Source organism: Streptomyces sp. SCA2-17, from assembly GCF_044336695.1.
In genome coordinates this window covers 4,904,953-4,918,936 of sequence record NZ_CP117521.1, presented here as the reverse complement: position 1 = coordinate 4,918,936, position 13,984 = coordinate 4,904,953, and the positions used below count along the sequence as shown (strand labels likewise).

Here is a 13,984-nt window from a genome sequence, read left to right as displayed (position 1 = left end):
CGCGCCGCCCCACCCGTACGAGCGTGCCCGGAAGGCTGTACGAGCAGCTCCCCGCTCGGGGGAGGAAAAACTCGTCACTCCTGCCCGGACGGCCTCCGCTGCGGGCACCGGAAGGCCCGCCGGGCTAGAGGCGCGCCGTGGCCACCGGCCGCCCGGCCCGTGCCACGTCATAGACGCCCGGCACGCGCCGCATGGCGCGCATCAGCTCCGGCAGCCGGTCGGCGTCCGGCAGCTGGAGGGTGTAGGTGTGGCGCACGCGCTGCTCGTGGGGCGGCTCGACGGCCGCCGAGATGACCGCCGCTCCTTCGGCCGCGATGGCCTCCGTGAGGTCGGCCAGGAGGTGCGGCCTGCTGAAGGATTCGGCGCGCAGGGTGACGCGGTAGTCGCAGGGGCCGCCCTCTTCGGGGCTGCTCCACCGGACGCTGACGGGCGCGCGGCCGGAGGTGACCATGCGGTGCACCGCCGGGCACTGCGCCCGGTGCACCGTGACGGCGCCGCCCCGTACGGCGAAGCCGGTGACTTCGTCGGGCGGCACGGGCGTACAGCAGCCCGCCAGCCGGACGCTCGCGGCCGCCAGGTCCGCCCCGTCGGCCGTAACGGCGACGGGCCACCGCGCGGCAGGAGCGGTGGCCCGGGGCGGCGGGCAGGGACGGCCCGCGGCGAGCGGGACGGGCGGGGCGGCCTCGGCTGCCGGGTGGGTCGCCAGCCATCGCTCGATGGCGATCCGTGCGGCGGGCGTACGGGCGTGCTCCAGCCAGTCCGGGGAGGGGCCTGAGGCGCTGTCGCGGGACATCAGCAGCTGCAGGGTGTCGCCGTCGCGCAGCACGGTGCTGAGGGTGGCGAGGCGGCCGTTGACGCGGGCGCCGATGCAGCTGTGCCCGCCGTCCCCGTGCTGGGCATAGGCAGCGTCGACGCAGCTCGACCCGGCGGGCAGGCCGATGGTGCCGCCGTCGGCGCGGAAGACGGTGATCTCGCGGTCCAGGGCGAGCTCGTCGCGGAGCGAGGTCCAGAAGGTGTCGGGGTCGGGCGTGGCCTGCTGCCATTGCAGGAGCCGGGAGAGCCATCCGGGCCGGGTGGGGTCGACGCGCTCGCCGTCCGCGGCGTCGGGCGTCTCCGGGGCCGCGTACGGGTTGCCCAGGGCGACGACGCCGGCCTCGGCGACCCTGTGCATCTGATGGGTGCGGATGAGGACTTGCGCGGCTTCCCCGCCGGGGCACGCCACCGCCGTGTGGAGCGACTGGTAGAGGTTGAACTTCGGGGTGGCGATGAAGTCCTTGAACTCGGAGATGAACGGCGTGAAGCAGGTGTGCAGCTCGCCGAGGACGCCGTAGCAGTCGGCGTCCTCGGCGACCAGGACGAGCAGTCTGCCGAGGTCCGAGCCCGTCATCTCGGCGCGCTTGAGGCGCACCCGGTGCACGGAGACGAAGTGGCGCTGTTTGACGAGGACCTCGGCCGCGATGTCCGCCTCGCGCAGGACCGCCCGCACGCGCTCCGCCGTGGCCTCCAGGGTCGCGAGGCCCTCGGCGTGCCCGCGGACGAACTCGCGGGTGCGGGCGTACTCCTCGGGGTGGAGGATCGCGAAGACGAGGTCCTCCAGCTCCGTCTTGAGCGCCTGGACGCCGAGCCGTTCGGCGAGCGGGATCAGGACGTCACGGGTGACCTTGGCGATGCGGACCTGTTTGTCGGGGCGCATCACGCCGAGCGTGCGCATGTTGTGCAGGCGGTCGGCGAGCTTGATGGACATGACGCGGACGTCGTTGCCGGTGGCCACGAGCATCTTGCGGAAGGTCTCCGGCTCGGCGGCGGCGCCGTAGTCGACCTTCTCCAGCTTGGTGACGCCGTCGACGAGGAAGCGGACCTCCTCGCCGAACTGCCCGCGGACCTGATCCAGGGTCACCTCGGTGTCCTCGACGGTGTCGTGGAGGAGGGAGGCGGTCAGGGTGGTCGTCTCGGCGCCCAGCTCGGCCAGGATGAGCGTGACGGCGAGCGGGTGGGTGATGTACGGCTCGCCGCTCTTGCGGGTCTGGCCGCGGTGGGAGGACTCCGCGAGCAGATAGGCGCGCCGCAGGATGTCGAGGTCCGCGCCCGGGTGGTGGGCGCGGTGCACCTTGGCGACGTGGTCGATGGCGTCCGGCAGCCTGCCGCGCGAGCCCGATCCGCCGAGGGCCGCCCGCCCCAGCCGTCTCAGGTCGAGGCGGGCGCGGCCGCGCCAGCGACCGGGAACGCCTGCGGGCGTGGCGTCTGTGCTCATGGGGGCACCTCCGGCAGCGTCGACCGGCGGTCGGCTGCGCGCCTCCGTACCGGTGCTTGATGCTACCGAGCCCATCACGCGCTGCTCACCCGCTCTCGCCCAGAGTGAAACGGATCACCCATTCGAGCGAGCCACGCCGCAGGGAGTCCTGCGGACGGGGCGGAAAGGAGGTAGTGGCGCCTCAGGCGAGCGCTGCGGCCAGCCAGGACGGGTCGAAGACGCCCTCGGCGACGATCACGGCGGGGCCGGTCATCTCGACCGTGCCGTCGGGCGCCTCGCTGATCACCAGGCGCCCGCCGGGGACGTCCACGGTGTAGGCGACGGGGAGGCCGGTGACGGCGGGGTCGAGGCCGTCCCGGCGGGCGGTCGCCACCATCACGGCGCAGGCGCCCGTGCCGCAGGAGCGGGTCTCGCCGGAGCCGCGCTCGTGGACGCGCATGGCGACGTGCCGCGGGCCGCGGTCGGCCACGAACTCGACGTTGGTGCCGTGGGGGTAGGCCTCGGCGGGGGCGACGCCGGGGGCGGTGTACAGGGTTCCGGCGTCGTCGAGGTGGTCGACGAAGGTGACGGCGTGCGGGTTGCCCATGTTCACGTTGCGGGCGGGGCGGGTGCGGCCGCCGACGGTGACGGTCACCTCGCCCTCAGGGAGCGTGGCCCGCCCCATGCCGACGGTGATCTCGCCGGGCGTGCCGTCGGGCCCGTCCTTGGCGATGTGGGCCTGGCGGATGCCCGCGCGGGTCGCGACGGCCAGGCTGCCGGCCTCGACGAGGCCCGCATGGCGGAGGTAGCGGGCGAAGACGCGGACGCCGTTGCCGCACATCTCGGCGATGCTGCCGTCGCTGTTGCGGTAGTCCATGAACCACTCGGCCTCGCCGGCCATGGCGCGCGCCTCGGGGTGAGCCGCGGACCGGACGATCCGGAGCACCCCGTCGGCGCCGAGGCCCGCGCGGCGGTCGCACAGGCGGGCGACGGCGGCCGGGGACAGCTCGATGCGGCCGTCGTAGTCCGGGATGATCACGAAGTCGTTCTCGGTGCCGTGGCCCTTGAGGAAGGCGATCTGTGTGGTGCTCACGGTTCGATGGTACGGGGACGGGCCCGCTGTCTCCCCGGCGAGGCCCCCGGCTCCCCCGGCGCCCTCGGTGGGGCCCCCGGGCGTGCTCACCGCTGCGGTCCGCTCAGCGCAGGCGCGCCACGCGCCAGACGGCGAGGACGACGGCGAGGGCGACGACGAGGGCGTACGTGGCGGCGTACCGCCAGTCCGGGCGGCCGCCGGAGCCGGGCGCGGGCATGCCGGGCCAGGTGTAGCCGACCCGGCGGGCGGCCATCACTCCCCAGCCTGCGGCGCAGCAGCTGATGAGCAGGCCGAGCATGGCGACGACCGGTCCTCCGTCGCCGAACTCGAAGGCGAGCGGGAAGGCGAACATCAGGGAGCCGACGGCGGCGAGCCCGACGATGGGGGCCAGTTGCCAGATGCGGAGCTTGCGCTGCGGGCGCAGTTCCCGGAACGAGGCGGGCGCGGTGCTGCCGGCGCCTGCCTCGGCCGCCTCGTCAGTGTCCTCGGGGCCGTCCGGCGTCAGCGCCTCCGGCTCGCTCCCGGGCACCGCCGGGAGGTGATCCCTCCGCGGCGGCTGTTGTGGTCTGTCACGAGGGCCGGCCTCCATCGCCACGCGCCCTCCCAACCGGACTTCACGGCTCGATCGAAGCTTGATGATGGCACGCCCGCGCAGGCCGGAATGGCGTGCGTAGCGTCCCGATGCCATCACGTGATCAGGCTGTGACCGCCCGTTCGAGCAACGCCAGCGCGAGCCCGGGCAGTTCCGCCCTGCGGCCGGCCGCTCCGCTCAGCCAGTGGACGCGGCTGTCCTTGCGGAACCACGAGTCCTGGCGGCGCGCGAACCGCTTGGTGGCCCGTACGGTCTCGGCGCGCGCCTCGTCCTCGGTGCACTCCCCGGCGAGGAAGGCGAGCACCTGCTGGTAGCCCAGGGCGCGGGAGGCGGTCAGGCCGTCCCGCAGGCCCTGCCGCTCCAGGTCGCGCACCTCGTCGACGAGCCCGGCCTCCCACATGCGGTCCACGCGCAGGGTGATGCGCTCGTCCAGCTCGGGGCGTTCGACGTCGACGCCGATCTGGAGGGCGTCGTAGACGGGCTCCTCGCCCGGCAGGTTCGCGGTGAAGGGCCGGCCGGTGATCTCGATGACTTCCAGGGCGCGCACGATGCGGCGGCCGTTGCCGGGGAGGATGGCGCGGGCGGCGGCCGGGTCGGCGGCGGCGAGGCGGGCGTGCAGGGCGCCGGGACCGTGCTCCGCGAGCTCCTCCTCCAGGCGGGCGCGGACGGCCGGGTCGGTGCCGGGGAACTCCAGGGCGTCGATGGTGCCCTTGATGTAGAGCCCGGAGCCGCCGACGAGCACGGGGGTGCGGCCCTCGGCCAGGAGCCGGTCGATCTCCGCGCGGGCCAGCCGCTGGTACTCGGCGACGCTCGCGGTCTCGGTCACGTCCCAGATGTCGAGGAGGCGGTGCGGCACGCCCTGCTGTTCCTCCCGGGTCAGCTTGGCGGTGCCGATGTCCATGCCCCGGTACAGCTGCATGGAGTCGGCGTTGACGACCTCCCCGCCCAGATGCTGGGCGAGGGCGACGCCGAGGTCGGACTTGCCGGCCGCCGTGGGACCCACGACGGCGATGACCCGCGGGGCGGGAACTGCGTTTTTCACCGGGTTTTTCACTGCATCAGTCTCGCAAACCCCGGCCGCACCCCACGAACGAGCGACGTGACGCGGCGCTGCCGGGTTCGTTGCCTGTTGCGAGGTCCCGGCCGCCGGTTTCACGGGCCGGAGGCGGCTGGTCCACGGACCGGCACCTCGGCACGCACCGGGCGGCGCGGGGTTTCGCTCACACCAGTAAGGTAATGGAGTAGATATGGGCGTGTTTTCAAGGTTTCGCCGCAAGTCGTCCGAGGCGTCAACCGAAGAGGCGGCAGCGACCACTCTGACGGCGGAATCGGCCGGCGCCGACGCGGAGGAGGCCGAGGCGGCTGCGGCGGAGGAGTCCGGCGAGGCCGGTGCCGAGGCTCAGGCCGCGGAGGGGGTCGAGATCCCCAAGCAGCAGTCGGCGGAGAAGGCCGTGGACAGCGAGGCCGGTGAGGGCGCCCGTAAGTAGCTCTTGAACCAGAAAGACGAGGGAAGGCGCCATGGGCCTGTTGGACACTCTCAAGGCCAAGATCGCCCCTGCGAAGGACAAGATCGGCGGCCTCGCGCAGCAGCACGGGGACAAGATCGAGCAGGGGCTGGAGAAGGCCGCCAAGGTGGTCGACGAGAAGACCAAGGGCAAGTACAGCAGCCAGATCCGGACGGGCACCGGCAAGGCCAAGGACGCCATCGAGCGGCTCGCCGAGAAGGAGCACGGCAAGGAAGGCGGCTCCTCCGGCGGCCAGGCCTCCTGAGGGGCGCCGGGCGGGACCCGGCCCACCGACCTCGTCGGCGACGGGGCGCGGAGCATCGGCTCCGCGCCCCGTCGCTGTGTCCGCGGTCGCCGGCCCGGCACTCCGGAGGGGCTGTACGGGCCCCTGGCGGCCGTTCGGCCGCCCGGGGAGACCGGGGGGCCTGTTCTGGCAGCAGGCCCGTCAGAGGTGACCTGAGGCCTTCAGAAGAGCGGCGCCGGGCCTACGACCACGTCGCCACGAAGTACCCGACCCCGTAGGGCGCCTCGTCGTACAGCAGCTGCCCCTTGAGCCCCGCGCCTTCACCGGCCCCGGCGAGCACCTGCCACGGGGCGCGACCGGCGGCCTTCAGCTCCTGGGCGAGTGCGGTGTCGAGGGCGGCCAGGGCCGCGGTGTCGGCGGCGCCCAGCGCCCGTGCCGCCTCCGCGTCGAAGTCCGCGGCGCGCTCGTCGAGGTAGCCCGGCGCTTTGAGGGTCCGGCAGGCGCTGCCGTCGCCCATCACCAGCAGGGCGGTCCGCCCGCCGGCTCCGGCCAGGTCGCGGCCCGTCGCGAGGCAGCGCTCGGCCTCCAGCGGCTCTCCGACGCCCAGGCCCTCGACGGGTGCGACCGCCCAGCGCGTACGGTCCAGCAGCCAGGCGGCGACCGCCAGGGACTGCGGGAGCTCCCGGTCGTCCGCGGCGGGCTCGCCCTGCCCCAGGCGGACGTCGAGGTCCACGCCGAGGCCGCGGAACGAACCGCGCGCGCCCTGCGGGTGCGGGCCGCGGCCGGCCAGGGGCGCGGGGCCGAGGACGACGAGGCGGTCGGGGCGGGCGGCGGCGAGGACGCCCACCGCGTCGAGGCACGCGGCCCGCAGGCCGTCCAGCTCGGGTGCGGCCCCGGCGGCGACCTCCGGGACGAGCAGCGGCGGGCAGGGGCATACGGCAGCGGCGACGAGCATGGCGGGAACGATACGCCCGCCGTGCCGCGGTGCGCAGTCACGGCCCGGGGTGGTGGCCCCGGGCCGCGGTTGTGCGGTTCTGTCGTTGTGCGGTTCTGCGGTTCTGCGATCGAGGGGGTCAGCCGCAGGCGCCTGGGGCGGCCGCGGGTGTCCGGGTCAGCCGCAGGTGTCGCCGCACCCGGTGGCGGCCGGGGCCGGGCTCGGCGCCGGGGCACCGATGGTCGGGATGCCCAGCATCACGCCGGCCGGCTTGGCGGCGGCAGCGGCGTTGCGCTTCTCCCACGCATCGCCCGCGCGCGTGCGGCGCACGGCCTTGGCGGCGCCCTCGGCGAGCAGGTGGTGCGGGGCGGCGTAGGTGATCTCGACGGTCACGACGTCGCCCGGGCGGACGTCCTCGTCCGGCTTGGTGAAGTGCACCAGGCGGTTGTCGGGGGCGCGGCCCGAGAGGCGCTGCGTGGTGCCGTCCTTGCGGCCCTCGCCCTCAGCGACCATGACGTCCAGGACGCGGCCGACCTGCTTCTTGTTCTCCTCCCAGGAGATCTCCTCCTGGAGGGCGACCAGGCGCTCGTAGCGCGCCTGCACGACCTCCTTGGGGATCTGCCCGTCCATGGTCGCCGCCGGGGTGCCGGGGCGCTTGGAGTACTGGAAGGTGAAGGCGTTCGCGAAGCGGGCCTCGCGCACCACGTGCATCGTCTGCTCGAAGTCCTCCTCCGTCTCGCCGGGGAAGCCCACGATGATGTCGGTGGAGATGGCGGCGTCCGGCATGGCGGCGCGCACCTTCTCGATGATGCCCAGGAAGCGCTCCTGGCGGTACGAGCGGCGCATCGCCTTCAGGACGGTGTCCGAGCCGGACTGGAGCGGCATGTGGAGCTGGTGCATCACGTTCGGCGTCTCGGCCATGGCGGCGATCACGTCGTCGGTGAAGTCGCGCGGGTGCGGCGAGGTGAAGCGGACCCGCTCCAGGCCCTCGATCTTCCCGCAGGCGCGCAGCAGCTTGGAGAACGCCTCGCGGTCGCCGATGTCGGAGCCGTACGCGTTGACGTTCTGGCCGAGCAGGGTGATCTCGCTGACGCCCTCGGCGACGAGCGCCTCGATCTCGGCGAGGATGTCGCCCGTGCGGCGGTCCTTCTCCTTGCCGCGCAGCGCCGGGACGATGCAGAACGTGCAGGTGTTGTTGCAGCCGACGGAGATCGACACCCACGCCGCGTAGGCGCTCTCGCGCCGCGTCGGCAGCGTCGAGGGGAAGGCCTCCAGGGACTCGGCGATCTCGACCTGGGCCTCTTCCTGGACGCGGGCGCGCTCCAGGAGCACCGGCAGCTTGCCGATGTTGTGCGTGCCGAAGACGACGTCGACCCAGGGGGCCCGCTTGACGATGGTGTCGCGGTCCTTCTGGGCGAGGCAGCCGCCGACGGCGATCTGCATGCCCGGCCGCTTCGTCTTCATGGGAGCCAGCCGGCCGAGGTTGCCGTAGAGCTTGTTGTCGGCGTTCTCCCGCACCGCGCAGGTGTTGAAGACGACGACGTCGGCGTCGCCCTCCGCGGCGTCCTCGGGGGCGCGGACGTAGCCCGCGTCCTCCAGCAGGCCGGACAGCCGCTCGGAGTCATGGACGTTCATCTGGCACCCGTAGGTGCGGACCTCGTAGCTTCGAGTAACGCCCACTTCGTCCACTGCTCCGGTCCGGTCACTGCTGCTGGTCATTCCTCCAGGGTAAGGGGGAACGGAGGAAGGGCCTGCCCAGGCCTCGGGCCGGTGCCCGGGGCAGCTGCGGCGGTCGCCGTCGCAGTCGCATGGGGCGGCCTATCGGAGCTGCATGGGGTCGGGGAGGCCGTCACCGGGAAGATCGTCGTCGAGGATGCCGGTCTTCGCGATGAGGTAGGCGAGCTGCGCCCGGCTGCGGCTGCCGAGGAGTTCCGAGGCCTTGCGGACGTGGGTCGCGACGGTCCTCGTGCTCATGCCGAGGCGGCCGGCGATGGTCTCGTCGGTGTAGCCGTTCACCATCAGCTGGAGGATCGCCCTGCGGTTCTCGTCGGTGAGCAAGGGCGGGCGGTGCTCCCCGGGGTTGTGCCGGAGGGGGGTGGCGCGTTCCCAGGAGTACTCGAAGAGACCGACGAGGTAGCGGATCAGGCCGGGGTGCTCGATGACCAGCGCGACCTGGCGCCGCTCCTCCCCCGGGTCCGGCACGAAGGCGATCTTCCGGTCACACACGATGAGCCGGTCGAACACCTCGTCCAGCGTGCTCACCTCCGCACCGGCCGCGCAGACCTGCTCCACGTAGGCGAGCGTGGGGCCGTGGGAGCGGACGGTGTGCTGGTAGATCGTGCGCTGGCGCACACCCCGCCGGAGGGCCTCCAAGTCGCTGGCGAGGGCCTTCTGCAGGAGTTCCTGCGGCCGGCCGCCCCCGGGCTGGGCCGTCAGCAGTTCCTGCTGGCAGGAGAGGACGGCCGAGGAGAGAGTGGAGCTGATGACGTCCATCCCGCTGATGGCGCGGACGGCGGTGCCGCCGTTGCTCTTGTGGCCGGCCCGGTAGATCTCCTCCACTTTCTGGAGGGAGGCGCGGGCCGTGGCGAGGGCGCGCTGCTTGCCTTCGATGGCTCTTTCGAGCGGGCGCATCAGGGCGTTCGCGGCCAGCCCCGGAGGGGTGGGGACCGGGCGTCCGCCCTCGGTGAACTGCACGACGCCCAGAGCGAGGAGACATGCGGGGCAATCCTCGGTCGAGGAGGCCGCCCCGAGGAGGTCCGCGTAGAAGTTCAGCCCTTTCTCGCAGATCTCTGGTACCGACTCAGCATCCCCCGTGCCCGGTTTTCTGCACATCATTCATCCTTTTGTCCCCCCGGTGGCGCCTCATAATCCACGATTTCCCTGTCGCGGACCATGGACGGCGGGGGTGATCACCGTCACGGCCGGGAAGGTCAGCCGGACGCGGCCTGCGCAGCCGGCCGGGCCTCCTCGCCGGCTGCCGCGGCCGGGGCAGTGGCAGTGGCAGTGGCAGTGGCAGTGGACCGGAGCACATAGGTCCGCGCCACCCAGGTGCTGATGAGCGCGAAGGCCGCCATGACGATCGCGAGGCTGCCGAACCCCGTGTCCAGCGAGACCTCGGCGGAGCGCCCCACCACCGGCAGCAGCACCGCCGTGCCCAGCCCGATGGAGAGCAGGCGCAGCGAGGCCATCTTGCCCTTGTCTCCCTCGCCGGCCCGCTGCTGGAGCGAAGACAAAAGCCAGGTGAGGCTGTTGAGGTTGGCGAAGCCCGAGAGGAAGAAGGCGGCGAAGTGCACCGCGCTCGACGTGCCCAGCGCGAGGAGCCCCGCGCCGGCCGCCTGGCCGAGCAGCCACAGGGGAAGCAGCCGCTGGGTGACGAACCGGCTGGTGAAGAAGGACGCACTGATCATGCCGACGGCGAAGGTGGCTTCCAGGGCGGCGATGTACCAGCCCTGGCCGCCCGCGGTCACTCCGGCGAGCGGGACGACCAGGGTGCTCAGCCCTTGGGCGAAGACGAAGTCCCCCGCGCACAGGGCGATCATGACGAAGACCACCTTGTCGTCCCTGTACCGGGCCGCCATGCGCCGCCACTCGCCGACCGTCGCCGCGACCGCCGTGCCCAGCACACGGGCGGAGAAGGCCGGGTTGTTCTCGCGGGCGGTGAGCCGCATCCGGCTCACCGTGAGCGCACAGCACAGCGCCATCGCGACATCGACCAGCAGTGCCTGCTCGGGGGTGCCCCAGGTCAGGATCAGCCCGAGCAGAGCCATGCCGCTGAGCGCTCCGGCCTGGAACGCCACGCCGATCAGGCTGTTGAACCGGGCGACGTGCGCCTCGTTCACGTGATGGGCGGTCAGCTTGAACAGGGCCGATCTCTCCGCGTTGTCGAAGACGGCGAGCAGTGCGGCCGCCGCCATGATGGACGGCACGGTGCCCGGGCCGGAGCCGGCCGCGATCACGACGATCCCCAGGACGGTGACGGCACGCCCCAGACCGCACAGCGCGTACACCCCCTTGGAACTGAGGGCATCCACCAGCGGTCCGCACACCGGCAGCACGCAGAAGGCGGCGATTCCTTGGAGGGTGAGGACAAGGGCGAAGGCCGCGGGGGAACCCGTCAGCCCGTACAGCAGCTGTCCCATCGCCAGGGTGTGGATGCCGACGCCGACGCTGGACACGGCGATCGCCCCCAGCATGGTGCGTGCGACGCGGTCGTCCCGGAGCTTCACGCCGCCACCTCCAGCCGGCGGTCGATGACCGTCCTGACCTTGCCGCTGACCTGGTTGCGGGGCAGCGCGCCCTCCGCGAGGGACTCGATCCGGAGCTCGAACACATCGAGCGCGGAGTCGAAGTCCTGGTAGTCGCCGAGAACGTCGAACTCCGAGACCAGCAGCTCGCGCACGCGGGCGGGGTCCGGCGGGACGGGCGCCTCCGTGCGGATGACCAGGATCTCCTTGCTGCCCTCGCTGAAGACCTCGATCTGGAGCCGGGAGACCTGGAGGCCGGCGAGGGCGCCGAGGACGTCACCGTAGAGGACCGTCTCGCCCTTGAAGCGGACCAGCCCGTCCGAGCGCCCCAGGTACTCCAGCACCCTGCCGGACAGCCCGCACGGGCAGGTGTGTTCGAAGACCCGGCCCATGTCGCCGATGCGGTAGCGGATCAGCGCGCCCTCGAACTTCTGCATGGTGGTGACGAGAAGCTCGCCGGTGCTGCCGTCGGGGACCGGCGCGCCGTTCTCGTCCACCACTTCGATGAAGGTGTAGTCGTCGTTGACGTGGTGGAGGGTGCCGCCGAGGGAGTGGCACTGGTAGCCGAGCTGTGCTCCGTCATTGGCGGCGAGGACGCTGGAGACCACGCGGGCGCCCAGTTCCTCCCGCAGCCACTGCTTGTCGTTCTCGGTCATCGGGGTGCCGCCGTAGAGGACCTTTTCGACGCGCAGCCCGGGGAAGCGCTTCTTGGCGTCGCGGAGTAGCGGGAGGATCAGGGCGGGCATCCCGAGGATCACGTTGGCGCGGAAGCTCCGCGTGAGCATCAGCAGGTCGTCGACGGTCACGAACTGGCCGGTCGAATAGCACTCCACGGGCATCCGGGAGAACTCGCTGAAGGTCGTCGTCAGGCCTCCGTACATGCCGCCGCCGAACAGGGTGTTGACGATGCGGTCGCCGGGGGCGACGCCGAGGGCGTACAGCATGGGTACGGCCTCGCGGACCATGTTCTCCCAGTCCGTGCGCGAATAGACGATGTAGCGCGGATCGCCGCTGCTCGCGCCGGAGCGCAGCACCTCGCCACTGGGTGCGGCACCGCTGCACAGGTTGCGGCTGGCCGGAAGGGAGTTCGCCTCCAGTGCCGGCTTGTCCAGGACGGGCAGAGCGGTGAGGTCGGCCGCCGTCGTGACCTGCGGAAGGTCCGCGTAGTGAGGGGCCCGGCGGGCGCGGGCGACGAGGTAGCGGAGCCGGGCGGCCAGCCGGCCCTCCCGCAGCGCGGTGTCCTCGCTGCGCACCCGGGCGAGCGACCTGCCCGGCAGGTGACGGCGGTCGAGCAGCCGGTGGACCCAGGGGGCCTGGCAGTCCACTGCCACCGCCGCGTCCATGGGCAGCGGGGGGACGTCCACCGCGAGGCCGGGCGCGTCGGCCCCCGGGGCGACGACGTGGCCGTCCGGCAGCGGGACGCCGGCGGCGCGCAGCGCTTCCATGACCGCGGCCCACAGCCGCGGCCGGGCCGAGCGTACGGTCACGGCGTTGCCCAGGGCCCAGGCGAGCAGCAGTCCGCGCAGGGTCGCTTCGGCGTGTGCGTCGTCTTCGGCATCTTCGTCATTGAGGACGACAGTTCCTGCCGGCCGTATCTCCAGGACGTCGTCCGTGTCCGTCAGGGGCTGCCACGGGTACTGGCTGACGCCGCCCAGAAGGCGGTCCAGGCCCTCGAAGAGCTGCTCGCTGTCGAAGCGTCGCAGGGGGTCTGTGACCCCCTCTTCGGCCAAGGCGTCGCGCAGTGAGGCGAGGTCACCGTTCCGCAGGGCGCGCTCAACGTGCTCGACCGCCAGCAGCAGGTCGGTGGGGTAGGTCCTCATCAGCGTGTCCTCCGCTGTCGTTCGGTGCGATGCGTTCGGGGTCGGTGTGCTGGGGGTCGAGTCGCTTCGGTTCGGTGCGCTCGGTTGCGATGCGCTTCGGTTCGATGCGATGCCGCTGGGGTGCGCTTCGGTCGTCGCTGCGGCCCGGTTCACTGCTGTTCTCCGAGTACGGAGGCGAGGCGGCGCACTCCCTCCTCGACATCGGCCGGCGAGGGGTAGGAGAAGGAGAGCCGTGCGTGGCGGGCGCCCCGGCCGTCCGCGTAGAAGGCGGTACCGGGGACGAAGGCGACCCCGGCGGCCAGGGCACGGGGCAGCAGTTCCCTCGAGTCGGTGCCCTCCGGGAGCGTCACCCAGATGAAGAAACCGCCGTCGGGGATGGTCCACGACGTCCCTGCGGGCATGGAGGCGGTCAGCGCGCGCAGCATGGCGTCGCGCCGGGCCCGGTAGCGCGCGCGGAACGTGCCGAGCCGCTCCTGCCACGGCTCGGTGCGCAAGTAACGGTCCACCGTCAGCTGGGTGAGGGCGGAATGGGAGAGCATGGCGGCCTCGGCGGCGAGCACCAGCTTCCGGGTGAGCTCGGTGGGCGCGTGGACCCAGCCGACCCGGAGCCCGGGCGCGAGCGTCTTGGAGAAGGACCCCAGGTACACGACCCGGTCCGGGTCGTCGGCGCACAGGGCGCGGGATGGGGTCTCGTCGTAGTGGAGCAGGCCGTAGGGGTTGTCCTCCACCACGAGGACACCGGCCGCCCGGCAGACGTCGAGGATGCGCCGCCGCCGGCCTGCCGCGAGCCGGACGCCCGTCGGGTTCTGGAAGGTGGGGACGGTGTAGTAGAGCTTCGCAGGGCGGCCTTCCGCCGCGAGCCGGGCGAACACCGCGGCCAGCTCGTCCGGGACGGTCCCGGCCCGGTCCATGCCGATCTGGACGACGTCGGCACGGGCCGCCGCGAAGGTGCCGAGCGCGGTGACGTAGGTCGGGCCTTCGGCGACGACGGTGTCGCCCGGATCGAGGAGAACACGCGCCACCAGGTCCAGCGCCTGCTGCGAGCCGACGGTCACCATGACGTCGTCCGGCCGCGCGTCGATGCCTTCGAGCGCCATGACCTCGCAGATGCGTTGCCGCAGGCCGGGGTCGCCCTGTGCGCCTCCGTACTGGAGAGCCGTCGTCCCGCTCTCGCGCACCACGCCGGCCACGATCGCGGCCATCGTGTCCATGGGGAGGGCGCTTACGTCGGGCATGCCGCCTGCCAGTGACACGATTCCCGGGTCGGCGGCGACGCTGAAGAGGGAGCGGACCTCGGAGGGCACCATGCACCGCGCGCTGCC

Annotated in this window: 12 protein-coding genes; 2 read left to right on the top strand and 10 right to left on the bottom strand. The window is 72.7% G+C overall.

What is annotated here, in order from left to right; all coding sequences use genetic code 11:
• Positions 1–124: 124 nt before the first annotated feature.
• From PS271_RS22320 to miaA, 4 genes are all read right to left on the bottom strand, one after another.
• Entirely contained in the window at positions 125–2,251 is a 2,127-nt protein-coding gene (locus PS271_RS22320; protein WP_398384046.1) for a RelA/SpoT family protein, read from the bottom strand.
• 181 nt (positions 2,252–2,432) lie between these two features.
• Positions 2,433–3,323 carry a diaminopimelate epimerase gene (gene dapF / locus PS271_RS22315; protein ID WP_398384044.1) on the bottom strand — a complete coding sequence of 297 codons (891 nt, stop codon included), beginning with the start codon at positions 3,321–3,323 and terminating at the stop codon, positions 2,433–2,435.
• A 103-nt stretch (positions 3,324–3,426) separates the two neighbouring features.
• Positions 3,427–3,912: a hypothetical protein gene (locus tag PS271_RS22310; RefSeq protein WP_398386987.1), complete on the bottom strand. Its 486-nt coding sequence runs from the start codon at positions 3,910–3,912 to the stop codon at positions 3,427–3,429.
• Positions 3,913–4,018: 106 nt separating this feature from the next.
• Complete coding sequence (miaA, locus tag PS271_RS22305; protein WP_398384042.1) at positions 4,019–4,957, bottom strand: tRNA (adenosine(37)-N6)-dimethylallyltransferase MiaA; 939 nt, start codon at positions 4,955–4,957, stop codon at positions 4,019–4,021.
• A 205-nt stretch (positions 4,958–5,162) separates the two neighbouring features.
• Here miaA and PS271_RS22300 point away from each other — a divergent pair, with 205 nt between their 5' ends.
• Both PS271_RS22300 and PS271_RS22295 read left to right on the top strand, forming a co-directional pair.
• Entirely contained in the window at positions 5,163–5,402 is a 240-nt protein-coding gene (locus tag PS271_RS22300; RefSeq protein ID WP_398384040.1) for a hypothetical protein, read from the top strand.
• A 31-nt stretch (positions 5,403–5,433) separates the two neighbouring features.
• Positions 5,434–5,685, top strand: a complete 252-nt coding sequence (locus PS271_RS22295) for an antitoxin (RefSeq protein WP_398384039.1) — start codon at positions 5,434–5,436, stop codon at positions 5,683–5,685.
• Positions 5,686–5,905: 220 nt separating this feature from the next.
• Here the strand turns inward: PS271_RS22295 and PS271_RS22290 are convergent, their stop codons facing one another.
• From PS271_RS22290 to PS271_RS22265, 6 genes are all read right to left on the bottom strand, one after another.
• Entirely contained in the window at positions 5,906–6,619 is a 714-nt protein-coding gene (locus tag PS271_RS22290; RefSeq protein WP_398384037.1) for a class III extradiol dioxygenase subunit B-like domain-containing protein, read from the bottom strand.
• Positions 6,620–6,775: 156 nt separating this feature from the next.
• Positions 6,776–8,317 carry a tRNA (N6-isopentenyl adenosine(37)-C2)-methylthiotransferase MiaB gene (miaB, locus tag PS271_RS22285; RefSeq protein WP_398384036.1) on the bottom strand — a complete coding sequence of 514 codons (1,542 nt, stop codon included), beginning with the start codon at positions 8,315–8,317 and terminating at the stop codon, positions 6,776–6,778.
• Between the two features lie 99 nt (positions 8,318–8,416).
• A complete protein-coding gene (locus PS271_RS22280) occupies positions 8,417–9,430 on the bottom strand; it encodes a helix-turn-helix transcriptional regulator (RefSeq protein WP_398384034.1) in 1,014 nt (337 codons plus the stop codon).
• Between the two features lie 98 nt (positions 9,431–9,528).
• Positions 9,529–10,824 (bottom strand): MFS transporter, encoded by a 1,296-nt coding sequence (locus tag PS271_RS22275; protein ID WP_398384032.1) that lies wholly within the window; start codon positions 10,822–10,824, stop codon positions 9,529–9,531.
• Positions 10,821–12,662, bottom strand: a complete 1,842-nt coding sequence (locus tag PS271_RS22270; RefSeq protein WP_398384031.1) for a phenylacetate--CoA ligase family protein — start codon at positions 12,660–12,662, stop codon at positions 10,821–10,823. The genes PS271_RS22275 and PS271_RS22270 overlap by 4 nt, the downstream gene beginning before the upstream one ends.
• Before the next feature lie 149 nt (positions 12,663–12,811).
• Positions 12,812–13,969, bottom strand: a complete 1,158-nt coding sequence (locus PS271_RS22265; protein ID WP_398384030.1) for an aminotransferase-like domain-containing protein — start codon at positions 13,967–13,969, stop codon at positions 12,812–12,814.
• Between the last annotated feature and the right edge of the window lie 15 nt (positions 13,970–13,984).